Raw genomic sequence first — 23,721 nt, forward strand, 5'->3', positions numbered from 1 at the left:
CGGAGCGGGCGGGCCTCAGTCCCTTTGCGGCCTCTGCGGCCCCTGCGGCCCTCGCGGCCTCTACGGCCCCTGCGGCCGATGGTGCCCGCCGACTCCGGCGGAGCGGACCGCGCCCCACAGGCCGGACTGCCACGGCCGCGCCGGGGTCGGCGGGAGGTGCGGCAGCAGTCCTGCCGAACCGAGGTCGCCGACGAAGCCGAACGAGCTCTGGCGCAGCGGGGCGTCCCACGGCACCACGGACAGCGGCCCAGCAGGACCGTTCAGGACCGCAAGGAACTGCCGCGCCTGCTCGTCCGAGGCAGCCTCACCGGCGCCGTCGACACCCTCCCAGTACCAGCGCCCACGGGCGAAGTGGTCGTGGAGGTCGGCCCAGTCGCGGTAGGAGGCGCGCAGACCCGCGGCGGCGATCCATCCGGTGTCGATCGCCTCGGCCTCACTGAGGTACCCGGCGCCGACGCCCGCGCGGGCCAGCATGATCGTGCGGACCAGGTCCCACGCCGTGAGGTCGACGGTGCGGGCGCCGCGGACGTCCTTGAGGACCCGGTGCAGGCGCAGTTCGGTCTGCGCGGCGGTGCCGGAGTGCTTCGCATCCCGGTGCAGCCCGGACGCGAGCGCGCGCTGGTCCGCGGGCGGCATCGCCAGCCACTGCGCGCGCTCGGCGCCGAAGTCGGTGCGGTGCCCGGACACGAGCAGGGACAGCAATTGCCGGTGCAGGTCCTCGCGGGAGCGCACCGCCCAGGCCTCCGCGAGGATGGCGAGGCTGTGCCGGGTGTCGGTGTAGCCGAAGGTGTCCAACGGCTCTCCGGCCGCGAGGGCGTACCAGGAGGAGGCGGCGAGCTGCCAGCCCGCCGGATGGGTGGCGACGGCGTGCGGGCCGACCAGGAACCGCGACTGATGGTGGGAGGCGACGTCCCTGCGTACCTCTCTGCGCGCGCGTTGCCGGTGCGCTCGTGCGTGTGCCCGGTCGAACAGGCGGTTCATGGCGAGCCGCCCGGCGATGATCACGACAACGACGACCAGGATTCCGGCGAGGTAGGCGGGCTCCACGCGACCATCTCAGCAGAACGGCCGGACCGCGAGCAACCCGCCGGTGCGGCCGGGACCACGGGCGCGACCGGGAGCGTGGGCGACGTGGTTGTGGTCGGCGAACCGCTCGGTGCCGCGGCGATCTCACCAGGAGGAGCCGAACGGCTCGTCGTCGCCGTCGAGCGCCTCGGTCGCCGGACTCACGCACCGGCCCAGCCGGGTCGGGTCCTGCGTGCTCACGGGACCAGGTGCCAGCAGAACAGCCCCAGCCAGCTCCAGCCCACGACGATCGTGGCGCGCTGGATGAGACCCACCCGCGGGTGGTCGGCCTCCCAGGCGTTGCCGAAGTACAGGAACAGCCCGCCGGAGGTGGCCGCCGTGACGCCGGAGTAGACGACCCAGACGGGATCGTCGAGCACCAGCGCGGCGACGACCGCGGCCACCGGCAGCGCGGAGAACACCACCATGCCGGCCCAGTCGTGCAGCCGGTGCCGCAGGCTCGTCGCCGCCGGCGTGGTGTCCGGCGTGCCCGGCGGGTAGCCACGCATGGCGTCCATGGGGAACACCCCGGATGCCACGACGGCGAGCCCGAACACCGCGAGCAGCGCCGCCAGCCACCCGCTCCTCGTCGTCTGGTGGACGCCGAGCGCCGACACGGCGACGAGCAGGCCGCTGACGAGGAAGTTGCTCGTCTGCAGCCAGCCCCTCGGCCCGAGCGCGAGGGCGCTGACGGGCTGCCGGACGGGGCTGTAGCCAGGTCGGGTCGCCCCGTCGACGAGGAGGACGAGGATGAACAGCGCGGTCCCGGCGCTGCCCGCGAGGAGCAGGGCCGATGGGTCGGTCACGATCGTGTCCTCCGCCTCAGGTCCAGCGGAAGAACTTGGCCGCCAGGCCGCCCGTGACGACGGCCCAGGCACCGAGCGCCAGGAGGTGTCGGGCCTCTGGCACCGCGCCGACCCAGGCTGCCGACAGCGCGGCGTTGCCGGCGCCGAACGGCAGCGCTGCACCGATCGCCTGCAGCACGTCCGGCAGGGCGCTGACCTGTCCGAAGCCGCCGCCGAGGGCGAGCATCACGAAGAACGCGCCCAGGCCGATCGCCAGGGCGGCGTTCGTCGTCGGGGCGAGCGCAGCGATCAGGATGCCGACCCCGTACATCGCGGCGAGCAGGAGCCCTCCGGCGAGCAGCGCCCAGCCGAGACTCTGCGGCTGGGTCACCCCGAAGAACGCCGCAGCGACGCCCATCATCAGCGCGACGCCGAGGAGCACCTGCACCAGGCTCACGAGCATCTGCGCGACCAGGATCATCGCCGGCCGAGCCGGAGTGACCGCGAGCCGCTTCAGGATCCCGTACTTGCGGTAGGAGGCCAGGAACGAGGGCATGTTCACCACACCCACGAGGGTCACCACCATGGTGATGGTCAGCGGCATGAGGATCGCGTTCATCACCGTGGCACCGCCCGGCAGCACCACGTCACCGCCGTCCCCGATGCCGTTCATCACCATGAGCAGCAGCGGCAGGCCGATCGGGATCAGGAGACCCGAGGTGTCGCGGACGATCATCCGCGACTCGGCGAGGAACATCTGGCCCCAGGCAGCCGCCGGCAGGCGGCGCGCGGGAGGCAGGCTGGTGGTCGTGTCGGTCATCGTCGGCTCCTGTCAGCTCAGGTCCCGCGTCGGCTCCGGCTCGCCGAGCTCGTGCCCGGTGAGCTGGAGGAACGCGTCGTCGAGCGTGGCGGTCGTGGTGCGGAAGTCGGTGGCGGGCACCGCGTGGCGGACCAGGGTGGTGGTGACCTGGGTGACGAGGTCGCCGCGACCGGAGACCCGCACCTGGTCGCCGTCGATGAGGACGTCCTCGACGCCGGGCAGCCCGGCGAGCACGGACGGATCGAGCGGCGCATGGGCACGGAAGCTCACGCCGCCGACCCCGGACACCTGCCGGACGAGCCCGGCGGGGGTGTCCAGGGCGACCACCTTCCCGGCGTCGAGGACGGCCACCCGGTCGCAGAGCCGCTCGACCTCCTCCATGAAGTGGCTGACGAGCACGATCGTGATGCCGTCCGCACGCATCTCCTCGATGAGGCTCCACATGCTGCGCCGGGCCACGGAGTCCAGCCCGGTGGTCAGCTCGTCGAGCACGGCGAGCCGGGGCCGGCCGACGAGCGCGAGTGCGATGCTCAGCCGCTGCCCCTCGCCGCCGGAGAGCTGGTCGTAGCGGGAGTCGCGTACCGTGCCGAGTCCGAGCCGCTCGATGAGCTCACCCGGGTCGAGACCGTCGTGGTAGAAGGAGCGGTACATCCGGATCAGTTCGGTGACGGTCAGGCTCATGTGCAGGTGGGTGGCCTGCAACTGCACCCCGACGGCCTGCTGCACCCGGGCCCGCTCCCTGCGGGGGTCGAGCCCGAACACCCGGACCCGCCCGCCGTCGGGCTCGCGTAGCCCGATCGCGGCCTCGACCGTGGTCGACTTCCCCGCGCCGTTGCGGCCCAGGAGGCCGAAGATCTCACCGCTCTCGACGGCAAGGCTGACGTCGTCGACGACCGCTCGGCCCCGGTAGACCTTGGTCAGGTGGTCGATCTCGACGACTGCCATCGGGCTCCTCCTCGGTTCTGGGTCCCGGTCGCCGCGCGCCGGTCACCCTCGGGGTGCCCGGCCGCCACGGCTCCGGACGCCGGCCCTCCGACCGGCGTGCCTCCACGCTAGGAATCCGGCAGGGTCCAGCACATCTGCCGGTCGTCACCGGTTCCGCGCATGACTTCCGGCACCTGCCCCCGGCGGTGCCCGTTCCCTAGGGTGGGGGCATGGAACGCACGGGCCGGGTCCAGATCTGGGCGGGCGTGAGCATGCTCGTGCTGTGTGTGCTCGTCGGCGTGGTCGAGGGAGCCACGGTCCTGTCGGCCGGGTCGTGGCTTCTTTTCGCAGGGTGGCTGGTGGCGTTCGGCACCTTTCTGGTGGGGGAGATCGTCCTCGCCGTCCGGCCCCTGCCGGCGACGGCCGGTGCGCGGCTGCTGCTCGTGGCGGTCCCGGTGCTCGCCAGCACCGCGGTCGTGCTGCTCTCCCCCAACCGGGGCGGCCTCAACCTCATCCTGCTGGTGCTCACCGCCGCCACCGCCGCGATCCATCTGGAACTGCGGGGCATCGCCACCGTCATCGGGTGGAACTCCGCAGTCGTGCTCGCCCAGGGCGCTGCTCTGGGGCCCCTGGTGACCGAGCCCAACCGGCCGGTGGACCTCCTCCTCACGACGTTGCTCTACGCCGTGTTGCAGGCGGCCAGCGCCGCCATGATGTGGAGCCAGCGGCGTGTCGAGGAGGCACTCCAGGACCTCACCGTGGCCCATGTGGAACTGCGCAGCACGGGCGCGCTGCTGGCCGAGTCCAGCCAGGCCCAGGAGCGGTTGCGGATCTCCCGCGAACTGCACGACGTCCTCGGCCACCAGCTCACGGTGCTGTCCGTCGAGCTGGAGGTGGCCTCCCACCAGGTCGCCGGCCCGGGCCGCGAGCATGTCCTGCGGGGCCGGGCGATCACCCGCGAGGTGCTCGCCGACGTGCGGTCGGTGGTCGGGACCGAACGCCGCCGCCGCTTCGATCTCCCGGCCGCGCTGGCGGACGTGACCGAGGAGGTCCCGCACCCGCGGGTACATCTGACGATCGAACCCGGGCTCGTGGTGGACGACGAGCGGGCCGCCGTCATCGTGCGCGTCGTCCAGGAGGTCGCCACCAACACCATCCGTCACTCCCGGGCGGACAACCTGTGGATCGACCTCACCGCGGCCGACGGCACGGTCCGCCTCGACGCCCTCGACGACGGCCAGGGCGCGCCGCGCGTCGTCGCCGGGCACGGCCTGAACGGGCTTCGCGAACGCGTCGAGTCGCTCGGAGGGCGGGTCTCGCTCGACGGGTCTGCGGGCTTCCGGGTGCTCGCGGAGCTTCCGGCCCGCCGGCGGGTGCCGGCATGATCCGGGTGGTCCTCACCGACGACCAGACCCTGATGCGCGAGGGGTTGGAGAGTCTGCTCGCGATCAGCGGCGAGGTGGAGGTGATCGGGCACGCGGCCGACGGGGACGAGGCGTTGACCCTGGTCGCGGACCTCGCCCCGGACGTGCTGCTGCTCGACCTGCGGATGCCGAACCGGGACGGGATCGCCACCCTCGAGGAGCTTCGCCGGCGTGGCCTTGAGGTGCCGGTGCTGGTCCTGACGACCTTCGACGACGACGAACTCGTCCTGCGCGCGCTTCGCGCCGGCGCCAAGGGCTACCTGCTCAAGGATGTGAGGCTCGAGGAACTGGTGGGTGCCATCCGGACCCTGGCCGACGGCGGCACGCTGGTCCAGCCCGCGCTCACCGAACGCTTGCTGCAGGGGCTGGGCTCACTGCCCGTGCCCGACGACTTCACCCACCTGCCCACCCCCGAGCCGCTGAGCCCGCGCGAGACCGAGATCCTCCGGCTGCTGGCCAGCGGCTTCAGCAACCGCGAGATCGCCGAGGCACTCTCCCTGGCGGAGGGCACCGTGAAGAACTACATCTCCACGGTCCTGGCGAAGTTCGGCGTCAAGGACCGCACCCGCGCCGTGCTGCGCGCCCTCCATCTCGGCGTGCTGAGCACCCCCGGCTCCTGAGGACCGGGCGGCGGTCGCGTGGCTCAGCGGGCCGGGCGGAACGCCCGCCGGTAGAGCGCCCGCATCTCCTCGGTGAGCTCGGGGGCGGGGCCGTCGACGGGCGCGCCGGGCACCACTGTCGTGATCGGCAGCGTGGCGACCGGTCCGGGCTCGACGCCCCATTCGGCGAGCCAGCCGGCGAGCTGGGCGGACGAGGCCGCGTAGACGATCCGGCCGAGCCCGACCCAGCCGTGGGCGGCGGCACACATCGGGCAGTGCTCGCCGGAGGTGTACACGACCGCCGTGCGGCGCTCGGCGGGTGCGAGGTTCGCCACCGCCCAGCGGGCGATCGCGAACTCCGGATGGCGGGTGTGGTCGCCGCCGGAGACCTGGTTGTGGTCGGCGAACAACTCGGTGCCGTCCGCACCGACCAGGATCGAGCCGAACGGCTCGTCCCCGGCTTCGAGGGCGGTGCGGGCGAGCGCCACGCAGCGCCGGAGGCGGTCCAGGTCGACGGCGGAGATCATGCCTCCCAGGGTGGCAGCCCGGGAGGCCCGAGCCGCACCGCCGGACCGGACGCCCGCATCTCGCGGGCGTCCGGTGGTGTGCTGGGGCTGCTCAGGCGTCGCGGCGCCGCAGTGCGACAGCCGCGGCGATCATCGGGAAAAGTGCCCAGGCCGCGACCACCGCGGCGCCCTGCCAGGGCGTGAAGCCACCGGACCCGCCGAACGCGTCACTGACGGTGACGAAGGCCGTCGCGGCCGGCAGCGGCAGGTACTCCACGAGGTTCTGCACCCAGTCCAGGGTGATGAACTGCAGGATGCCAGGCAACAGGAGCAGCACGGTGAGCGCGACGGTCACGGACGCGGCGGTGGAGCGCAGGAGGGTGCCGACGCCGAGGGCGAACAACGCCGCCGCGACGAGGAAGGCGGTGGCGCCACCGACGATCTGCCAGGTGGTCCCGTCGGTCAGGCTCGGCACCTGGTCGTGCTCGCGCAGGATCGGCAGCGTCGCAGCGTAGGAGGCCGCGAATCCGATGACGCTCGTGACCACCGTGACCCCGGCGAGCGCGATCGCCTTCGCCGCGAGCACGGGCAGCCGGGTAGGCACGGCGGCGAACGTGGAGCGGATCATGCCGGAGGAGTACTCGTTCGTGATGAGCAGGGCGCCGAGCACTGCGATCGTGAGCATGCCGAACTGGTAGCCGCCGGTGACGAGCTCGGCGCCGTGCACGTCCGCGAATGCCGCGGCGCCCTCGGGCGAGCCGAGACTGTCCGCGATCGCGGCAGCCTGGCCGACGGCCATGAGCGCCAGCAGCGCGACGGTGAGGCCGAGCGTCCACCACGTGGAGCGGAGCGAGAAGAGCTTCCGGCCTTCGGCGCCCAGGACGCCGGCGAAGTCGAGCCGTGCCGGCACGAGCGGCCGCACGCGGGGAACGGACTGCGCCACCTGCGTGGCGGGTCGAGGGGTGCTGGTCATGGCGGTCATCGGGTCGCTCCGGTGAGGATCGGTTCGGGTGCGGTGGTATCGGATCGGTACTCGACGGCGTCCTGCGTGAGCGCCATGTAGGCGGCTTCGAGCGACGCTTGCTGAGTGGCGAGTTCGTGCACGGCGATGCGGTGGGCCACCGCGGTGTCGCCGATGAGTTCCCCGCTCAGACCACGCACCTCCAGCGCGCCCGGCTCCGGTGAGGTGATCGTGCCACCGGCCGCGCGGAGCAGCGCTGCGAGATCCGTGGCCTGCGGCGACCGCACCCGGACCGTGCTGTCCAAGACCCCGTCGATGACCTCCTGCACCGGACCGGACGTGATGATCCGGCCCTTGCCGATCACGAGCAGCTGGTCGGCGGTCTGGGCCATCTCGCTCATCAGGTGCGAGGAGAGGAACACCGTGCGGCCCTGCGCGGCGAGCTGGCGCACGAGCGTACGGACCCACTGCACACCCTCGGGGTCGAGGCCGTTGACGGGCTCGTCGAGGATGAGGGTCTGCGGGTCGGCGAGCAGGGCGGAAGCGATACCGAGCCGCTGGCCCATGCCGAGGGAGAACCCGCCGACACGCTTGTTCGCGACCGTGGCGAGGCCCGTCAGCTCGATGACGTCGTCCACGCGTTTCGGGCTGATGTGGTGGGTCGCCGCCATCACGGCGAGGTGGGCCCGGGCGGAGCGGCCCGGGTGCACGGCCTTCGCCTCGAGCAGGGCGCCGACCTCCCGCAGCGGGGTGCGGTGCTCGGCGTAGCGCTTGCCGTTGACCGTGACCCGGCCGGAGGTGGGTGCGTCGAGTCCGACGATCATGCGCATGGTGGTGGACTTGCCGGCGCCGTTCGGGCCGAGGAAGCCGGTGACGGTGCCCGGCCGGACCGTGAAGCTGATGCCGTGGACGGCGGTCTTGTCGCCGTAGCGTTTGGTGAGCTCGTGTGCCTCGATCATGGGGATCTCTTCTCTCGTGGTCAGCGGTCGTGGCAGGCCCACGTGGGGTCCGCCCCCGACGGGCCGTCCGGACCTCGATGCGAGGGTTGTCGCGGGTCTCGGCTGCCGTCGACGCTACGGCTCAGGCCTTGCGGGCGGATCGCGCTCGAGACGGAAACGACAGAGCCGGACCATCGACCGAACGGATGAAGAATCGACCGCCCGGCCCGGGGTGAACCCTGACCCGCGTGTCGGCGCGAGTCAGGGTGCCGGTGGGTCGGAGCGCACAGGCGCAGGCTCATCGAGCCAGGGTTCACACTCCGCTGCTCAGGTGGGTTCGGCGATGCCCCGCGCGTACGCCCAGACCACCAGCTGCACCCGGTCCCGGGTGTCGGTCTTCGTCATGATCCGAGACAGGTGCGTCTTCACGGTGCTCGCCTCCAGGTGCAGCGCGGCCGCGATCTCGGCGTTCGAGGAGCCCCGACAGAGCAGCCCGAGGATGTCGTGCTCGCGGGCCGTCAGCAGCCGGGCCGCGGCGACGTCACGCGGTGTCGCGGACCGGCGCGTGGCGAACTCCCGCAGCACCCGCCTGGTCAGGCTCTGGTCCACCAGGCCTTCGCCGGACGCGACCCGCCGGACGGCGTCGACCAGGACGTCGGGGTCGGCGTCCTTGAGCAGGAACCCGCTCGCGCCGGCCTCGAGTGCACCGAACACGTAGTCGTCCAGATCGAACGTGGTCACCACCAGCACCGGGATCGGATCGGCGACGTCCGGGCCGGCGAGCGCGCGGGTCGCCGTGATCCCGTCACCGCCGGGCATCCGCACGTCCATGCAGACCACATCCGGGCGTAGTTCCCGCGCGATCCGGACACCGTCGACACCCCCGGACGCCTGCCCGACCACCTCGATGCCCTCGGAGCGCAGGATCACCTCGAAGCCGGCCCGCACCACGGCCTGGTCGTCGACGAGCACCACGGTGGTCATGAGGTTCCTCCCGGTCGGGGGATGGTCAGCTGGACCTGCCAGGCTCCGCCGGCCACCGGGCCGGCGGAGAGGTCGCCGTGGAGCATCTGGGCGCGTTCGCGCATCCCGACCAGGCCGTGCCCCGTGGCGGCCGGCCGGCCGTCGGCGGGCGGTGGCGGAGTCGCCGGGTTGCGCACCGTGAGCACGCAGGCGGAGGGCGTGTACTCGCGGCGGATGTCGATGCCGCGGCCGGGTGCGTGGCGCCGCGCGTTGGAGAGGGCCTCCTGCAGCACCCGGTACAGGGTGAGCTCCGCCGTCGGGCCCAGGTCCCACGGCTCGCCGTCCACCCGGGCCGAGACCCGCGCGCCCGCGGCCCGGGCGCCGTCGATCAGGTCGTCGACGTCCGCGAGGCCCGGCTGAGGGGTCTGTTCGGCACCACCCTCGCCGCGGAGCAGCCCGACGACGAGGCGCAGGTTGTCGAGGGTCTCGCGGCCCTGGGTCCGGATCCAGCGCATCGACTCGCGGGCCCGGGCCGGGTCGGCGCCGATCAGGCGTTCGGCCGCGGCCGCCTGCACCACGATCCCGGAGAGGTGGTGGGCGGCCACGTCGTGCAGTTCCCGGGCGATCCGGGACCGCTCGGCGGCCACGGCCTGCGCGGCCCGGCTCTGCTGCTCGGCCGCGGCCGCGTCCACCTGGGCCTGGAGCGAGGCGAGCAGCTGCCGACGGGTGCCGATGTACACGCCGACGAAGCACGCGATGCCGTACACGGCGAGCGCCGACGCGAGCGAGCCCAACAAGTTGACGACCGGGCCGCCGTCGGGAATCGCCTCCGGCCCGCCCAGGGTGACGTTCAGCAGGGCCTCGGCCACGGCAGCAGCGGCGACCGTGACGGCGGCGGTGCGCCGGGGCGCATAGGCGCCGAGGGCGTAGGCGGCCACGGGGGTCGCGAGCCCCCGGAAGCTGACCAGGTCCGGCAGCAGCGGGGCCATCAGGATCTGGGCGCCGACGGCGAGCCCGAAGCAGAGCACCGGCGCCCGGCGGCGCAGGATCAGGGCCGCGGACTGGGCCACCAGCAGGGCGTACACCACGGCGCGAGGGGTGCCGGACAGGGCCTCGACGTCCAGGCCGAGCTCCTCGGCCATGCCGCCGGCGACCAGGACCTCGAGCCCGGCGAAGCCGATCACATTGAGGAGCGCGACCACACCGGCCACGACGGTGTCGCGGCCGGTGGTCGTGCGCGGGCGCAGGGTGGTGAGCCGGGCCCGCACCGGTTCGGTCACCTCATCGCCCCTCGTTCATCGTTCGGCCCAGCGTAGTGAGCCGCGTCATGCGAGGTCGCGGCGCCGGAAGGTCTCCAGCGCTCCGAAGCCGAGCACCAGGACCCACGCGCCCAGCGCGACGAGCCCGCCGAGGGCTCCGAGACCGGCCGGGCCGGCGAGCATCCCGGCGCCCGGGCCCACCGAGGCGAGCGAGCCGAGCCCGAGCGGCAGCCAGTCGGTGACGGCAGGACCACCCCCGCCGATGAAGCTCACGATGCCGCGCAGGATCGGCTCGGCGACGATCAGGGCGCCGACGGTGATCAGGGTGGCGACCTGGCCGCGGATCAGGGTGCCGATCGCCTGCCCGAGCCAGGTGAACAGGACCAGGACGGCGAGCCCGCGGCCCCAGATCCCGAGGACCTCACCCGGGCTCAGCGCGAGTTCCGCACCGGGGGTGATGGTGACCGCGAGGAACAGCCCGAGCGCAGTCAGGACCACCAGCCCCACCCCGACGATGCCCGCGACCGTGGCGCCCGCGGCGGCCTTCGCGGCCAGGATCCGGGGGCGGGACGGGGTGATCAGCGCGGTCGGCACGATGCCGCCGGTGCGCAGGTCGGTGGTCGCGACGAGGGCGCCGAGGACCAGCACGGCCATCACGGTGAGCCCGACGCTCGAGCTGCCCGGGCCGAGCGCGAGCAGGTCCAGCAGGGAGCGCTGCAGGGCGGGGCTGCCGAGGTCGGTGAGCGTGGCCAGGTCCGGGACGAGTTCGGCCGCGACCTCCGGCGGCAGGTCGCTGGTTCCCGAGCCCAAGGAGGTGACCAGGCGCGGCAGGGCCAGGGTCAGGCCCTGGACCCCGATCATCCCGATCCAGGCGACGGCGGCGATGATCCAGGCGGCCCGGGTGGTCCGGAGCTTGAGCAGTTCGGAGCGGTACATCAGAGCATCCCTTCGGAGGCGGCGGTCAGGTCGAGGTAGGCGTGCTCGAGGGTGTCGCCCGCCATGACGTCGGCGAGCGGCCCGTCGGCGAGCACCCGCCCCTCACCGATGACCACGAGGTCGTCGGCCACCTGGGCGACCTCGGCGAGAACGTGAGAGGCGAGCAGGACGGTGCCTCCGCCGTCGGCGAACGAGCGCAGCATGCCGCGCAGCCAGGCCATGCCCGCGGGGTCGAGCCCGTTCGCGGGCTCGTCCAGGACGAGGATCCGCGGGTCGCCGAGCAGCGCGCCGGCGAGCCCGATGCGCTGGCGCATGCCGAGGGAGTAGGTGCCGACGCGGCGGTCCGCGGCGCGGGCCATCCCGACCTTCTCGAGGACGACGGCGACCGTCGCCTCGGGCAGTCGGGCGGCGGCGGCGAGGACCCGCAGGTGGTCGCGGCCGGTGCGGCCGGGGTGCAGGCCGCCGGTGTCGAGCAGGGCGCCGACGGTGCCGGCCGGGTGGTCCAGGTCTCCGTAGGCGCGGCCGTTGATCGCGGCGGTGCCCGACGTGGCCCGGGCGAGCCCGAGCAGGATGTTGACGCTCGTGGACTTGCCGGCCCCGTTCGGGCCGAGGAGCCCGACGACGCGCCCCTCCGCGGCCGTGAAGCTGACGCCGCGCAAGGCCTCGACGGGTCCGTACGACTTGTGGAGATCCGTGATCTCGATCGCGTGCATGGGTTCCTCCGGCGATGGGTGGGTTGACGTGTTCAGCCTGTCCGGATCCGCGCGCGGAATCGTCTGGCGCAGGGGGGAACCTGGGCGCCAACCTTTGGCGGACACGCGGGCGGACACGGGCGGGTGGTGGACGCGGGACGACGCGGCTGCCGAGTGCGGGACACCGGGTCCGAGGCGGGTCGGGGCGGTGTCCGTTGCGGTCCCCGACCGGAGGGGGTGTGGTCAGCGGGCTGAACCGGAGGTCCCACCGTGACCCTCGACCGACCCGGAGGTATCACCGGATCCGCCGGATACCCGACCGGGTCGGTGAGGGCGTCGGGCGCGACCGCTGACCAGCATCCGGACACCGGTGTTCCGGCTCGGTCACCGGCGAGGGCCGGTGTCAGGATGGACACAACCCCGAGCAAGGAGACCACGATGGCGCTGCCCCACGACGACGACCCGAAGTTCACGGCCTACGCCAACCCGGAGCGGCTGGTGAGCACGCAGTGGCTCGCCGACCACCTCGGCGACCCCGGGCTGGCCGTCGTGGAGAGCGACGAGGACGTGCTGCTGTACGAGACGGGCCACATCCCGGGTGCGGTGAAGGTGGACTGGCACCTCGACCTGAACGACCCGGTCACGCGCGACTACGTGGACGGCGAAGGCTTCGCGAGACTCCTCGGCGGCAAGGGCATCTCCCGGGACACCACCGTCGTGATCTACGGGGACAAGAACAACTGGTGGGCCGCCTACGCCCTGTGGGTGTTCACGCTGTTCGGACACCCGGACGTGCGCCTGCTCGACGGCGGCCGGGCCAAGTGGGTGGCCGAGGGTCGCGAGTTCACCACCGACGTGCCGAGCCCGGCGCCCGTCGACTACCCGGTGGTCCCGCGCGAGGACGACGGCGTGCGTGCGTTCAAGGAGGACGTGCTCGGCTTCCTCGGTGGACAGCTCGTGGACGTCCGGTCGCTCCCGGAGTACACCGGCGAGCGCACCCACATGCCCGACTACCCGGACGAGGGCACCGTGCGCGGCGGCCATATCCCCGGTGCGCAATCGGTGCCGTGGGCCCGGGCCGCGAACGAGGACGGCACGTTCCGCTCCCGCGCCGAGCTGGACGCGATCTACCGTCAGGAGAAGGGCCTCACCCCGACGGAGCCGGTGATCGCCTACTGCCGCATCGGGGAGCGTTCCGCGCACTCCTGGTTCGTCCTGCAGCACCTGCTGGGCTTCCCGGACGTCCGCAACTACGACGGTTCCTGGACCGAGTGGGGCAACTCCGTGCGGGTGCCGATCGCGCGCGGCACCGAGCCCGGGGAGATCCACGCTCGATGACGGCCCCCGCGGGGACCGGCGCCGGACGCGGCCCGATGGCCGCGATGGCAGACTTGGCTCCATGATCGATACGTCCGACCTGCCCACGGCCCTGGCGGGCATCGTCGACGACTTCAACGCGCTCACGACGGCGGACCGGTTGCAGTTGCTGCTCGAGTTCTCCACCGGTCTGCCCGAGCTGCCCGAACGGTACGCGGCGCACCCGGAGCTGCTCGAGGGCGTGCCGGAGTGCCAGTCGCCGATCTTCCTGATCGTCGAGGTCGACGGCTCCGGCCCGGACGCGGTGGTGCACCTGTTCTTCTCGGCCCCGGCGGAAGCGCCGACGACCCGGGGCTTCGCCGGGATCCTGCACGAGGGCCTGGACGGGCTCTCCGTCGCGGACGCCCTGGCGGTGCCGAACGACATCTCCGACCGGCTCGCACTCGCCGATGCCGTCAGCCCGCTGCGCCTGCGCGGCATGGCCGGCATGCTCGGCCGGATCAAGCGGCAGGTGCGGGAGAAGTCCGGGATCTGACCTCGGCTGGTTCGGCGGATCGGGCCCGAGCAGTCCGCGGGCCCCTGACCTCGATCAGTCCGGGGTGTGGATCCGGTCGAGGATCGCGCGGGCCTGACGCAGGACCGGCTCGTCGACCATCCGGCCCCGGTGCCGGAACACTCCCGGTCGGGCCCCCGCGGCCGCGAGGACTTCCCTGGCCCACGCGACCTGATCCGGGCCGGGTCGATACGCCGCGCGGATCGTCTCGACCTGCCCGGGATGGATGCAGGCCGTCGCGCTGAACCCGCTCGCGTTGGCGTCCTCGGCCTCCCGGGCGAGCCCGTCGAGATCGGCGATGTCCAGATGGACCGTGTCGATCGCTGCCTTGCCATACGCGCCCGCGGCGAGCAGCACCGCGGAACGGGCCGTTCGAGCGACGTCCCGATACGCGCCGTCGGGGCCGCGACTCGTCGTGCCGCCCAGGGAGGCCAGCAGGTCCTCGGCGCCCCACATCAGGGCGTGCACGGCTGGGGCGGCCGCCAGCACTGGCGCGGCCAGCACCCCGAGCGCGGTCTCGCACAGGGCGATCACGTCGAAGCCGTCGAGGCGGGCGACCTGCGCCGGCGATTCCGCCTTGGCCAGCATGACCGTGCGGTAGTCGGTGCCGGCGAGGGCCTCGAGGTCGGCCTCGAACTCCGGACCACCGGCGGGGTTGACCCGCACGATCGTGTCGGCCGGATCGAGTGGTTCGGCGCGAAGCGCTGCCCGGGCCTGGGTCTTGCGCTCCGGGGCGACGGCGTCCTCCAGGTCGAGGATGACGGCGTCCGCTCGCTCGGACGCCTTGGCGAACCGGTCCGGCCGGTCGGCCGGGCAGAACAACAGTGCCGGACCCCAGTTCCGGTTCGCCCGGTTCGCCGGGGCTGCCGCACTCACCGGGAGCCCTCGCCGATCGCGTCCGCGCACCACACCAGGGTGGACCGGACGGCGGTGGCGACGATGGTGCCGTCCTGGTTCCGACCGGTGTGCTCGAGGGTCACGATGCCCTGACCGGGGCGTGAGGAGGAAAGCCTCTTGGAGCGCACACGCGTCTCCGAATAGAGCGTGTCACCGTGATAGAGCGGATGCGGAAACGTGACCGCCTCGAACCCGAGATTGGCCACGATGGTGCCCTGGGTCAACTGGGCGACCGAGGAACCCACGAGGGTGGCCAGTGTGAACATCGAGTTCACCAGCCGCTGTCCGAACGGCTGGCTCGCGGACCAGGCGGCGTCCAGGTGCAGCGACTGGGTGTTCATGGTGAGGGTCGTGAACAGCACGTTGTCCGCCTCGGTGACGGTGCGCCCCGGCCGGTGCTGGTAGAGCACGCCGGTGTCGAACTCCTCGTAGTAGAGACCCCGCTGTACCACGACGGCGCGCGGCTGTGACGGCTGTGTCATGTCGAGTGCCACCCCTGCAGGGCCGGGTCGGCGGGGTCATCCGATCCGGTGCGGCTGCCCAGGAGTCGCCAGGTGCCGGGCAGGAGGAGGGCGACGGCGGCTGCCTTGAGCACGTCGCCGACCAGGAAGGGGAGCACGCCCAGCGCGATCGCCTCGGGCAGGCCAACTCCTAGGGCGACCATGAGCCACGGAACGCCGAACAGGTAGATCACCGCGCCGGCCGCCGCAAACATGGCGGCCGCTCGCCAGACGGAGCGGTCGGCGCCGCGGGCGGCCAGCCAGCCCGCGAGGGCGGCGGCCGGCAGGTAGCCGAGGGCGTAGCCGAAGGAGGCGGCCTCCCATCCGGAGCCCCAGCCCGCGAACACCGGTGCGCCGACGATCCCGGCGACCAGGAACAGGCCGAGGCTGAGCATGGCGCGGACGGGACCCAGCGCGGCTCCGACGGCGAGCGCGGCGAACGTGCCGAGCGTCAGCGGGACCGGAGTGAACGGCAGCGGGACCGAGATCTGGCCGACCAGAGCAACGGTGGTGGCGCCGCCGACCACGAGGGCGGCGTCGCGCACGCGGGTCCCGGGCAGCAGATCGCCGAGCACGGGTGGACTGAGAGTCATCGACATTCGGATTCTCCGATCGGGAGGGCGATACGCGTGGACGTGGTCGATCATGGCGCAGGCGCGCCCGTCGCCACAGTGGCCGCCCCGCCCGTCTCACTGTCGTGGCTGTCGGAGGTCACCGAGAACAGTTCCTGCCCGGCCGCGACCTGGTCGCCCGAGGCCACGGCGACGGTGCCGACGGTCCCGTCGTGCGGCGCCGTCAGGGTCACCTCCATCTTCATCGCCTCGAGCACGCCGAGGTGTTCTCCTTTGACCACGGTCTGTCCAGCCTGGACGACGACGCTCAGGACGAGGCCGGGCATGGGTGCGCGAACGACATCCTCGGTGGGCGCGGCGTGCTCGGCGGCCAGGCTGCTGGCGGGCCGGATCGTGTGGTTCTGGCCGTGCAGGCAGACGACGGCGGACCCCGCCTCGAACTCGTCGAGCTCGTGCGTCACCTCGTGCACGACGCCGTCGATCTCCAGCCGTGCTCGGCCGGGCAGGGCGAGCATCGGGTGCACGGTCGCGACCCGGTGACCGTCACCTCCGGCGTGCTCTGCGGAGCCCGGTCGACCGGCGCCTGGCGGGCGGCCGCCCTCCAGGCGCACCTCGTGCGCGCTCCGGTCGACCCGGACGATGCGCCGAACCTCGCCCACGGTGAGGGTTCGGACGATCGGGGCGGCAGGTCCGCCGTCGCGCCAGCCGTCCCGCGCCCGGAACGGGTGCGGGGGATCGCCGTCGTCGGCAAGCAGCCAGGCGGCGACGACGAGCGGAAGGTAGGGGAGATCGACCGGGAACGGTGTGTCGGCGCGGTCGAGCCACGCCGTGTCGATCCGTGCGGCAGTGAACTCGCGGCCGGCGAGCAGCCGGCGCAGGAACCCGAGGTTCGTGGTGAGTCCGATGATGGCGGAGTCGTCGATCGCCTCGACGAGCCGTTGCCGGGCGGCCTCCCGGGTGGGCGCGTGGCTGATGACCTTGGCGAGCATCGGGTCGTACCAGGTGCCGACCTCCTGACCGCCGACGAGTGCCTCGTCGACCCGGGCGCGCGGGGACCAGCGCACCGTCCGTGCGACCCCGGCCTGCGGAAGGAACTGGGCGCCCGGGTCCTCGGCGTAGACCCGGGCCTCGATCGCGTGCCCGGTGACGGTGACCTGCTCCTGGGTGAAGGCGAGGGCCTCGCCCTGGGCGATGCGGAGCTGCTCGGCGACCAGATCGACGCCGGTGACGAGCTCGGTGACCGGGTGCTCCACCTGGAGCCGGGTGTTCATCTCCAGGAAGTACGCCTCCTCGCCCTGCACCAGGAACTCCACGGTGCCCGCGTTCACGTACCCGACCTGGCTCGCGAGCCGGACGGCGGCGCTCGTCACGGTGTCCCGCACGGCGGTGCTGATGGTGGGAGCGGGCGCCTCCTCGACGACCTTCTGGTGGCGCCGCTGGACTGAGCAGTCCCGGTCGTACAGGTGCAGCACGTTGCCGTGGGAGTCGGCGAGCACCTGGACCTCGATGTGGCGACCGTGCTCGACGTAGCGCTCGATGAGCATCGTGTCGTCACCGAAGGCCGCCTTGGCCTCGCGGCGAGCGGACGCGAGGGCCGCGGGCAGCGCGGCGTCCTCACGGACGATCCGCATGCCCTTGCCCCCGCCACCCGAGACGGCCTTCACCAGGAGCGGGAAGCCGATCTCGACGCGCGCCGCGGTCATCAGCGCCGCGTCGTCGGCACCCTCGACGGCGGGCAGCATCGGCACGCCCGCCGCCGCAGCGATCCGGCGTGCCTCGTCCTTGCGGCCCATGAGCTCGATGACCTCGGGGGAGGGGCCAACGAACACCAGACCCGCCTCCCGGCACGCGCTCGCGAACTCCGCGCGTTCGGACAGGAACCCGTAGCCAGGGTGCACCGCGTCCGCACCCGACCGGGAGGCGGCGTCGATCAGCGCGGGGATCGACAGGTAGGAGTCGGCGGCCGGGGGCGGACCCAGCCTGACCGCGGTGTCGGCGACCCGCACGTGCGGGGCGTCGCGGTCGGCGTCGGAGTAGACGGCGACAGTTCGCAGGCCGGCGTCGCGGGCGGCCCGCAGCACCCGTACCGCGATCTCGCCACGGTTGGCGACCAGGAGTGTTCCGAAGGACATGCGCTCCTCACATCCGGAAGACGCCATAGCCGGGCGCAGGGATCGGGGCGTTCGCGGCCGCGGCCAGCCCCATCCCGAGGACCCGGCGCGTGTCGAGCGGATCGATGATGCCGTCGTCCCAGAGTCGCGCGGTCGAGTAGTAGGGCGATCCCTGCCGCTCGTACTGCTCGCGGATCCCATCGACGAACTTCGTCTCCTGATCCGCCGGCCACTCGCCACCGCGGGCCTCGATGCCGTCCCGGCGGACGGTGGCCAGCACCGCCGCCGCCTGCTCACCACCCATCACCGAGACACGGGCGTTCGGCCACATCCACAGGAACCGCGGGTCGAACGCGCGCCCGGCCATGCCGTAGTTCCCGGCACCGAAGGAGCCGCCGATGACCACGGTGAACTTCGGCACCACGGAGCACGCGACGGCGGTGACCAGCTTCGCGCCGTCCTTGGCGATGCCACCACGCTCGTACTCGCGCCCCACCATGAAGCCGCTGATGTTCTGGAGGAAGACGAGGGGGATCCCGCGCTGGTTGCACAACTCGATGAAGTGCGCGCCCTTGAGTGCTGACTCGCCGAACAGGATCCCGTTGTTGGCCACGACGCCGACGGGGAAGCCCCACACGTGCGCGAACCCGCAGACCAGGCTCTCCCCGTAGAGCGCCTTGAACTCGGCGAGCCGGGAGCCGTCGACGATCCGGGTGATCACCTCGTGCACGTCGTAGGGCACGCGGGGATCGGTCGGCACGAGGTCCAGCAGGGCCGCCGGGTCCTGGGCCGGCTCCTCGACGGTGACTTGTCGGATCGAGGGCTTGGTCGACCGCTCGATCGTGCCCACGATCCGGCGCAGGATGCCGACGGCGTCCTCGTCGTCGGTAGCGAGGTGGTCGACGACCCCCGACAGTCGCGCGTGCACGTCGCCGCCGCCGAGTTCCTCGGCGGTGACCACCTCACCGGTCGCGGCCTTCACGAGCGGCGGCCCGCCCAGGAAGATCGTGCCCTGGTCCCTCACGATCACCGACTCGTCGGACATCGCGGGTACGTACGCGCCGCCGGCCGTGCACGAGCCCATCACGGCGGCGAGTTGGGGGATCCCGCTGGCCGACATCCTGGCCTGGTTGAAGAAGATCCGGCCGAAGTGGTCCCGGTCCGGGAACACCTCGTCCTGCAGGGGCAGGTAGGCGCCGCCGGAGTCCACGAGGTAGAGGCAGGGCAGTCTGTTCGCGGCCGCGATCTCCTGGGCCCGCAGATGCTTCTTGACCGTCATCGGGTAGTACGTACCGCCCTTGACGGTCGCGTCGTTGGCGACGACGACACAGGTCCGCCCGGCGACCTGCCCGAGGCCGGTGACGATCCCCGCGGCGGGGACGTCGCCGCCGTACATGTCGTAGGCGGCCAGTGGTGACAGTTCTAGGAACGGCGACCCCGGATCGAGCAGCCGGTCGATCCGGTCGCGGACCAGCAGTTTGCCGCGGGCGAGATGGCGCTCGCGGGAGGACTCACTGCCGCCCAGCCGGACCGTGATCAGCCGCTCACGCAACTCGGCGGTGAGCGACGAGAGCGTCGTGACGGGATCGGTCTTCACCGGGGCGACCCTCCTCTGCGAGTTAGCAGTCGATAACGACGACGTTAGCAGTCGCTAACTGCAGCGTCTAGACTCCCTGGTATGAGCGCATCCGCGACATCTGCCTCAGGGTCGGGAGTTGGGCCGGCGCGGGGAGCGGCTGCCGGGCCCCGAACGGCGGCGGCCGGGTCGGGTTCTGCTACAAGCGCACGGGGTGCTGGTTCCGTGGCCGGACGGACTCGCACCGGACCCGTGGCTGCTGGGTCCCGACGCGAGGAGATCCTGGCAGCGGCGGCGGACCTCTTCGCGCGCCACGGCTACCGCGGGGTCTCCATCTATGACATCGGCGCAGCGGTCGGGATCTCCGGGCCCGCCCTCTATCGGCACTTCCGGAGCAAGGGCGCTCTCCTCAGCGAGATGCTGGTCTCCATCAGCGCGACTTTGCTGTCCGAGGGCCGGCGCCGCTCGGAGGCCGCCGAGGACCCTCCCGCCGCCCTCGCTGCCCTGGTCGATTGGCACATCGAGTTCGCGCTGGATCACCTCCCGCTGATCACCATCCAGTTCCGGGACCTGGACAGCCTGGGCGAGCCCGACCGCGATGAGGTCCGCCGGCTACAGCGGGAGTATGTCGAGATCTGGGTCCGGCTGATCCGTGAGCTGCATCCCGAGGTCGGAGAGCCGACCGCTCGATCCGGGGCGCACGCCGTGTTCGGACTGATCAACTCCACCCCGCACAGCGCCAGGCTGGCCCGGTCTGAGATGGAGGTCCTGCTGCGCACCATGGCTCTCGCGGCACTGGCGAGCGTCGCGGCATCCGTCCGGGTCGCCGGGGACGCCTCATCCGTGTAGGTCGCCAGGATGTGACGCTCGTTGGGGCGTTGGGGCGTTGGGGCGTTGGGGCGTTGGGGCGTTGGGGCGTTGGGGCGTTGGGGCGCTGGGGCGCTGGGGCGCTGGGGCGCTGGGGCACTGGGTCGCCGGGGTCGCTGGGTCGCTGGGGCGCTGGGTCGCCGGGGTCGCTGGGTCGCTGCGGCGATCCTCCACCGATTTGCGGCTTGCAATCTGGTGGTCTGAGGCCGATGCGCGGGCGCGCCCGAGGAGGGGGCCGGACCGGCCCGGCTCCCCTTACGGCCCGGGTCCGATGCGGTCACCGTCGGCGGTGTAGAACACCCACTGGTTGCCCTCCCAGACCATGGCGATCTGGCGGGTATCCACGAACCGGTGGTGATAGAAGCAGAGCAGGGCGCCGTTGGGCAGGTCGGTGTTCCCGCCGGCGGCCCAATGGACGTTTGCGTGGTGGCCCTCGCACAGGGCCGGCGGGGCCGTGCAACCGGGGTAGGTGCAGTGTCGGTCGCGGGCGATCATGGCGCGGCGTTGCGCGGAGGTGAAGCGGCGGTGGACCCGCCCGACGTTGATGACCTCGGAGTCCGGTCCGAAGATGATCCGGTAGATCTCGCCGCCGCAGGCGATCCGGCGCAGCACGGAGGGTGGGACGGGGCCGGTGCCATCGGCCCAGGTGGCCGGCGGTTGGGACAGGATCGCGTGCCAGTCCACGTTCTCGAGGGCCTTGAGGTTGGTCAGACCGCCGGTGCCGGGCCGCAGCGGCGGTAGGTCCCGACCGAACTCCGGGCGCGCGTCACAGGCGTCGGCTGCGCGGGCCCAGTCGGGAATGGCCGAGTCGCGCACGGATGTGGCGTCCCCGCCTCCCCAGCCGTGCCGGGCGCTGGTGGCGACGATGTGTTCGAACTCCGGCGCGCTGATGAGGACGCCCATATGGGGGCGCACGGACTGACCCTTACCGGCCAGGCCCTGGTTGAGAATCAACTGGGCGCCGTCGGCGAGAGCCTGGGCGCGGCGCTGGCTGGCGGTGCGGGTGTCGTCGGCTGCCGGGACGGGCGTCAGGGCGGCCAGTGCCTGCTTGACGAGTTGGCCATGTTCGTCCGTTAGGAATCCGGAGAGGTGGAAGCCGCCGGTGGTGGCGGCGAGGTCGAGGAACTCGCGCTCGCAGGCTTCCTTGTAGCCGCGTTCGTCGGACTCAGCGTCGGAGAGCGCGGCGAAGTACTTGCAGACCACGCGCAGGTCCTCGAAGGATCCGGTGCTCGCCAGGTGCAGGATCACCGACTCCGCGGTCGCATCGTCGTCGAAGGACGCCTCACCGGTGGCGCCGGCCGCACCGGCCTCGGTGCCTGTGCTCGTCGAGTCGGCTGCCTCGCCCGGCTGGCTCGGCTCGGCGTCACTTCCCTGGCTCAGGCCGCGGGCCGGCAGCCGGAGGGCGGCGCGGCGAGCGGCACTCGAGGCGGCGACGCTGGAGATCAGCGCGGCCTGCTCGACGCCGAGGTCGCCGCGTCGGATGGCCTCGCGGGCCTCGGGCAGATCGTTGCAGAGTCGCTCGGCGAGTCGGACCTCGCGCGAGGCCCGGGCGAAGGACATCTTGTGGGTGCGGGCCACGTGCTGGGTGTAGGTGCGCACGCGCCCGGACAGGTCCCACATGCCCTCGGCCTTCTCCGCCGCGAGCCAGTCCAACCGCCGACCGGTGAGGATCTCGACGTCGCGGTGGGCCCGAACGCTGGCTTCGCCCAGCGCCCGCCCCGTGTGGTCGTGCTGTTCCTGGAGCCGGTCGACGTCGGCGAGCGCCGCCGTCACCGCGTCGAGGACGTAGAGCCGGTCGTCCAGGGACCCGGTCAGAAGGTCGGCCAGGGCGGCATCGCGGCGCGGGTCGGTGGCCAGGTCCGCGGGCTGCGCGCCGCCACCTTCCGGGCTGCCTTCGCCCGACGTGTGACCGGTGGTCCAGTCCATGATCCTCACCTCCCCACCTCGAACGCGCGTACCAATGAGAACCACGTTACGCGGGTACGACCACAAGGCAATGAGGGTGTCAAGCCAATGTGGATAGCGGTGCATCGGGGGGCCCGACTTGGCCTGCCCCGGCGCCCGGTCAATCGAACTGCAACCGAGCATCAACCGCAGGCTCCTACGGTCCTCCGAGTGCCATCGACGTCGGTGGCTGGAGGAGGAGATCACGATGGGACAGCCGTCGAGCACCGCACGCACACCGGTTCGCGGCCTACGCGTCACCGCCATCTGTCTCGCGATGCTGGTGGAGGGAATGAGCTCGTCCAGCATCAACGTCCAAGTGGCTGCACTCGACGAGGCGTTCGACCCGAACGGGCCGGAACTGGGTCTGGTGCGGCGGCATTCCTCGTCGCCTACGCCGGGCTGTTGCCTGGCGCCGGGCGACTCGTTGACGTCCGGGGCCGAGGTCCGGTGTTCCTCGCGGGCGTGATCGCCTTCGCCCCGGGATCCGTCGTGTGTGCGGCGGCCGGAACGATCTGGCTGATGATGCTCGGCCGGATCATCCAGGGCATCGGGGCCGCGCTGAGCGCCCCGGCGGCGCTCGCGCTGATCACCGAGGGATTGCCGGCGGGCGTGGCCCGAAACAAGGCCGTGGCCCTCTACGGCTCCATGGGCGCGGCAGGCTTCTCCGTCGGGCTGGTGGTGCCGGGAATCGTGGTGAGCCTGGTGGGGTGGCGGGCCAGTTTCCTCGTGGTGCTTCCTGTCGTGCTCGTCGTCGCCGTCGCGGCCTGGCCGCTTCGCGGGCTGCGGGGATCCCGGGACCGGGAACTTGACCTGGCCGGAACCACCTTGCTGACCGGTGCGATGATGCTCGCCGATTGTCCGGTCGAGGTCGTCCGTTCGCCTGGGATCTTCGCGTCCTGCGTGAGAGCGTCGATGGTGGCCAACTCGTCGGTGCGGCCGACGAACCCGTAGACGTCGACAGGCAACTGGTAGGGCGTCGGCCTCCGACCGGACTCCGTGGCCTGCCCCGGTCTCACTGTGCTGACCGGACCGCACGGGGCGTCGCCCTGCAGTGTCCGTTCGTGCAGTGATTTCAGTTCGGCTCCCGGCTCCAGGCCCAATTCCGTTCGTCACAGCCGCTCGCCCTCCCGGAACACGGTCATCGCCTCCGCCCGGCGCCCGGATCGCCACAGCACGTCCACGAGGAGGCAGCGCAGGCGCTCCCGCAGCGGGGCATCGGCGACCGCCGTGGACAACTCGCCGACGAGCCCGCGGGCCGCGTCCGTCCCGAGGGTCAGCCGGGCCAGATCCTCCAGCACGGCGAGCCGGGTGTCCTCCCACCGCTGGATCGATGGCTCTAACGCGATGCTGTCGAGGCCGGCGAGCACCGGTCCCTGCCACAAGGACGAGGCGTGCCCGAGGGCCCCCGCGCTCCAACTCCTCGTCCTCGCGCTTGACGGTCAACCGCCCCAGCACCCTGAGGGTGAGCATCGAGCCAGACTACGACCGCAACGATCGCGGGCCCGGCCG

The 23,721-nt window shown here is 72.4% G+C and carries 23 protein-coding genes and 1 pseudogene; 6 read left to right on the top strand and 18 right to left on the bottom strand.

What is annotated here, in order from left to right; all coding sequences use genetic code 11:
• Positions 1-60: 60 nt before the first annotated feature.
• The 4 genes from EXU48_RS01185 to EXU48_RS01200 form a co-directional block, all read right to left on the bottom strand.
• Complete coding sequence (locus EXU48_RS01185) at positions 61-1,047, bottom strand: DUF1266 domain-containing protein (protein ID WP_133105746.1); 987 nt, start codon at positions 1,045-1,047, stop codon at positions 61-63.
• A 215-nt stretch (positions 1,048-1,262) separates the two neighbouring features.
• Positions 1,263-1,871: a DUF998 domain-containing protein gene (locus EXU48_RS01190; RefSeq protein ID WP_207947568.1), complete on the bottom strand. Its 609-nt coding sequence runs from the start codon at positions 1,869-1,871 to the stop codon at positions 1,263-1,265.
• A gap of 16 nt (positions 1,872-1,887) precedes the next feature.
• On the bottom strand, positions 1,888-2,670 hold the full coding sequence (locus EXU48_RS01195) for an ABC transporter permease (protein WP_133105747.1): 783 nt from the start codon (positions 2,668-2,670) through the stop codon (positions 1,888-1,890).
• A gap of 12 nt (positions 2,671-2,682) precedes the next feature.
• Positions 2,683-3,615 (bottom strand): ABC transporter ATP-binding protein, encoded by a 933-nt coding sequence (locus EXU48_RS01200; protein ID WP_133105748.1) that lies wholly within the window; start codon positions 3,613-3,615, stop codon positions 2,683-2,685.
• A gap of 209 nt (positions 3,616-3,824) precedes the next feature.
• On the opposite strand from EXU48_RS01200, the gene EXU48_RS01205 reads away from it, so the two are divergent.
• Together EXU48_RS01205 and EXU48_RS01210 are read left to right on the top strand one after the other, a co-directional pair.
• A complete protein-coding gene (locus EXU48_RS01205) occupies positions 3,825-4,979 on the top strand; it encodes a sensor histidine kinase (RefSeq protein WP_133105749.1) in 1,155 nt (384 codons plus the stop codon).
• On the top strand, positions 4,976-5,638 hold the full coding sequence (locus EXU48_RS01210) for a response regulator (RefSeq protein WP_133105750.1): 663 nt from the start codon (positions 4,976-4,978) through the stop codon (positions 5,636-5,638). Before EXU48_RS01205 ends, EXU48_RS01210 begins: the two co-directional genes overlap by 4 nt.
• Positions 5,639-5,661: 23 nt before the next feature.
• Here the strand turns inward: EXU48_RS01210 and EXU48_RS01215 are convergent, their stop codons facing one another.
• From EXU48_RS01215 to EXU48_RS01245, 7 genes are all read right to left on the bottom strand, one after another.
• The gene (locus EXU48_RS01215; RefSeq protein ID WP_133105751.1) at positions 5,662-6,144 is read right to left on the bottom strand and encodes a nucleoside deaminase; all 483 of its coding nucleotides are present in this window, start codon (positions 6,142-6,144) and stop codon (positions 5,662-5,664) included.
• Between the two features lie 91 nt (positions 6,145-6,235).
• Positions 6,236-7,105, bottom strand: coding sequence for an ABC transporter permease subunit (locus tag EXU48_RS01220; RefSeq protein ID WP_133105752.1), 870 nt, complete (start codon positions 7,103-7,105; stop codon positions 6,236-6,238).
• Positions 7,102-8,043 (bottom strand): ABC transporter ATP-binding protein, encoded by a 942-nt coding sequence (locus tag EXU48_RS01225; RefSeq protein WP_133105753.1) that lies wholly within the window; start codon positions 8,041-8,043, stop codon positions 7,102-7,104. Before EXU48_RS01225 ends, EXU48_RS01220 begins: the two co-directional genes overlap by 4 nt.
• A 306-nt stretch (positions 8,044-8,349) precedes the next feature.
• On the bottom strand, positions 8,350-9,006 hold the full coding sequence (locus EXU48_RS01230) for a response regulator transcription factor (RefSeq protein ID WP_133105754.1): 657 nt from the start codon (positions 9,004-9,006) through the stop codon (positions 8,350-8,352).
• Positions 9,003-10,265 (bottom strand): sensor histidine kinase, encoded by a 1,263-nt coding sequence (locus tag EXU48_RS01235; RefSeq protein ID WP_133105755.1) that lies wholly within the window; start codon positions 10,263-10,265, stop codon positions 9,003-9,005. The genes EXU48_RS01230 and EXU48_RS01235 overlap by 4 nt, the downstream gene beginning before the upstream one ends.
• A gap of 45 nt (positions 10,266-10,310) precedes the next feature.
• Entirely contained in the window at positions 10,311-11,180 is an 870-nt protein-coding gene (locus EXU48_RS01240; RefSeq protein ID WP_133105756.1) for a hypothetical protein, read from the bottom strand.
• On the bottom strand, positions 11,180-11,893 hold the full coding sequence (locus EXU48_RS01245) for an ABC transporter ATP-binding protein (RefSeq protein ID WP_133105757.1): 714 nt from the start codon (positions 11,891-11,893) through the stop codon (positions 11,180-11,182). The genes EXU48_RS01240 and EXU48_RS01245 overlap by 1 nt, the downstream gene beginning before the upstream one ends.
• Before the next feature lie 417 nt (positions 11,894-12,310).
• On the opposite strand from EXU48_RS01245, the gene EXU48_RS01250 reads away from it, so the two are divergent.
• Both EXU48_RS01250 and EXU48_RS01255 read left to right on the top strand, forming a co-directional pair.
• Positions 12,311-13,210, top strand: coding sequence for a sulfurtransferase (locus EXU48_RS01250; protein WP_133106065.1), 900 nt, complete (start codon positions 12,311-12,313; stop codon positions 13,208-13,210).
• Positions 13,211-13,271: 61 nt separating this feature from the next.
• Positions 13,272-13,724: a SufE family protein gene (locus EXU48_RS01255; RefSeq protein WP_133105758.1), complete on the top strand. Its 453-nt coding sequence runs from the start codon at positions 13,272-13,274 to the stop codon at positions 13,722-13,724.
• A gap of 54 nt (positions 13,725-13,778) precedes the next feature.
• Here the strand turns inward: EXU48_RS01255 and EXU48_RS01260 are convergent, their stop codons facing one another.
• The 5 genes from EXU48_RS01260 to EXU48_RS01280 are packed head-to-tail and all read right to left on the bottom strand — an operon-like array spanning position 13,779 to position 19,419.
• Positions 13,779-14,618 carry an HpcH/HpaI aldolase/citrate lyase family protein gene (locus EXU48_RS01260; RefSeq protein WP_133105759.1) on the bottom strand — a complete coding sequence of 280 codons (840 nt, stop codon included), beginning with the start codon at positions 14,616-14,618 and terminating at the stop codon, positions 13,779-13,781.
• A complete protein-coding gene (locus EXU48_RS01265; protein ID WP_133105760.1) occupies positions 14,615-15,121 on the bottom strand; it encodes a MaoC family dehydratase in 507 nt (168 codons plus the stop codon). The genes EXU48_RS01260 and EXU48_RS01265 overlap by 4 nt, the downstream gene beginning before the upstream one ends.
• Positions 15,118-15,732, bottom strand: a complete 615-nt coding sequence (locus EXU48_RS01270; protein WP_235856771.1) for a biotin transporter BioY — start codon at positions 15,730-15,732, stop codon at positions 15,118-15,120. The genes EXU48_RS01265 and EXU48_RS01270 overlap by 4 nt, the downstream gene beginning before the upstream one ends.
• 50 nt (positions 15,733-15,782) lie before the next feature.
• Complete coding sequence (locus EXU48_RS01275; RefSeq protein WP_133105762.1) at positions 15,783-17,843, bottom strand: acetyl/propionyl/methylcrotonyl-CoA carboxylase subunit alpha; 2,061 nt, start codon at positions 17,841-17,843, stop codon at positions 15,783-15,785.
• A gap of 7 nt (positions 17,844-17,850) precedes the next feature.
• Positions 17,851-19,419 carry a carboxyl transferase domain-containing protein gene (locus EXU48_RS01280; RefSeq protein WP_133105763.1) on the bottom strand — a complete coding sequence of 523 codons (1,569 nt, stop codon included), beginning with the start codon at positions 19,417-19,419 and terminating at the stop codon, positions 17,851-17,853.
• 231 nt (positions 19,420-19,650) lie between these two features.
• On the opposite strand from EXU48_RS01280, the gene EXU48_RS01285 reads away from it, so the two are divergent.
• The gene (locus EXU48_RS01285) at positions 19,651-20,247 is read left to right on the top strand and encodes an SACE_7040 family transcriptional regulator (RefSeq protein ID WP_165962645.1); all 597 of its coding nucleotides are present in this window, start codon (positions 19,651-19,653) and stop codon (positions 20,245-20,247) included.
• 273 nt (positions 20,248-20,520) lie between these two features.
• Here the strand turns inward: EXU48_RS01285 and EXU48_RS01290 are convergent, their stop codons facing one another.
• The gene (locus tag EXU48_RS01290) at positions 20,521-22,191 is read right to left on the bottom strand and encodes an HNH endonuclease signature motif containing protein (protein ID WP_165962646.1); all 1,671 of its coding nucleotides are present in this window, start codon (positions 22,189-22,191) and stop codon (positions 20,521-20,523) included.
• Between the two features lie 87 nt (positions 22,192-22,278).
• On the opposite strand from EXU48_RS01290, the gene EXU48_RS01295 reads away from it, so the two are divergent.
• Positions 22,279-23,163, top strand: a complete 885-nt coding sequence (locus EXU48_RS01295) for an MFS transporter (protein ID WP_133105766.1) — start codon at positions 22,279-22,281, stop codon at positions 23,161-23,163.
• 158 nt (positions 23,164-23,321) lie between these two features.
• Here EXU48_RS01295 and EXU48_RS01300 read toward each other — a convergent pair.
• A pseudogene (locus tag EXU48_RS01300) lies at positions 23,322-23,609 on the bottom strand (AfsR/SARP family transcriptional regulator); the annotation flags it as partial.
• Positions 23,610-23,721 lie beyond the last annotated feature (112 nt).

It is taken from the genome of Occultella glacieicola, assembly GCF_004353825.1.
GTDB lineage: Bacteria > Actinomycetota > Actinomycetes > Actinomycetales > Beutenbergiaceae > Occultella > Occultella glacieicola.

Excerpts from the sequence above, each read along its gene's own strand:
- EXU48_RS01295 (WP_133105766.1), top strand. The coding sequence starts at position 22,279 with ATGTGGATAGCGGTGCATCGGGGGGCCCGACTTGGCCTGCCCCGGCGC.
- EXU48_RS01240 (WP_133105756.1), bottom strand. The coding sequence starts at position 11,180 with ATGTACCGCTCCGAACTGCTCAAGCTCCGGACCACCCGGGCCGCCTGG.
- EXU48_RS01225 (WP_133105753.1), bottom strand. The coding sequence starts at position 8,043 with ATGATCGAGGCACACGAGCTCACCAAACGCTACGGCGACAAGACCGCC.
- EXU48_RS01250 (WP_133106065.1), top strand. The coding sequence starts at position 12,311 with ATGGCGCTGCCCCACGACGACGACCCGAAGTTCACGGCCTACGCCAAC.
- EXU48_RS01265 (WP_133105760.1), bottom strand. The coding sequence starts at position 15,121 with ATGACACAGCCGTCACAGCCGCGCGCCGTCGTGGTACAGCGGGGTCTC.
- EXU48_RS01200 (WP_133105748.1), bottom strand. The coding sequence starts at position 3,615 with ATGGCAGTCGTCGAGATCGACCACCTGACCAAGGTCTACCGGGGCCGA.
- EXU48_RS01245 (WP_133105757.1), bottom strand. The coding sequence starts at position 11,893 with ATGCACGCGATCGAGATCACGGATCTCCACAAGTCGTACGGACCCGTC.
- EXU48_RS01230 (WP_133105754.1), bottom strand. The coding sequence starts at position 9,006 with ATGACCACCGTGGTGCTCGTCGACGACCAGGCCGTGGTGCGGGCCGGC.
- EXU48_RS01195 (WP_133105747.1), bottom strand. The coding sequence starts at position 2,670 with ATGACCGACACGACCACCAGCCTGCCTCCCGCGCGCCGCCTGCCGGCG.
- EXU48_RS01220 (WP_133105752.1), bottom strand. The coding sequence starts at position 7,105 with ATGACCGCCATGACCAGCACCCCTCGACCCGCCACGCAGGTGGCGCAG.
- EXU48_RS01275 (WP_133105762.1), bottom strand. The coding sequence starts at position 17,843 with ATGTCCTTCGGAACACTCCTGGTCGCCAACCGTGGCGAGATCGCGGTA.
- EXU48_RS01290 (WP_165962646.1), bottom strand. The coding sequence starts at position 22,191 with ATGGACTGGACCACCGGTCACACGTCGGGCGAAGGCAGCCCGGAAGGT.
- EXU48_RS01205 (WP_133105749.1), top strand. The coding sequence starts at position 3,825 with ATGGAACGCACGGGCCGGGTCCAGATCTGGGCGGGCGTGAGCATGCTC.
- EXU48_RS01215 (WP_133105751.1), bottom strand. The coding sequence starts at position 6,144 with ATGATCTCCGCCGTCGACCTGGACCGCCTCCGGCGCTGCGTGGCGCTC.
- EXU48_RS01255 (WP_133105758.1), top strand. The coding sequence starts at position 13,272 with ATGATCGATACGTCCGACCTGCCCACGGCCCTGGCGGGCATCGTCGAC.
- EXU48_RS01270 (WP_235856771.1), bottom strand. The coding sequence starts at position 15,732 with ATGACTCTCAGTCCACCCGTGCTCGGCGATCTGCTGCCCGGGACCCGC.
- EXU48_RS01210 (WP_133105750.1), top strand. The coding sequence starts at position 4,976 with ATGATCCGGGTGGTCCTCACCGACGACCAGACCCTGATGCGCGAGGGG.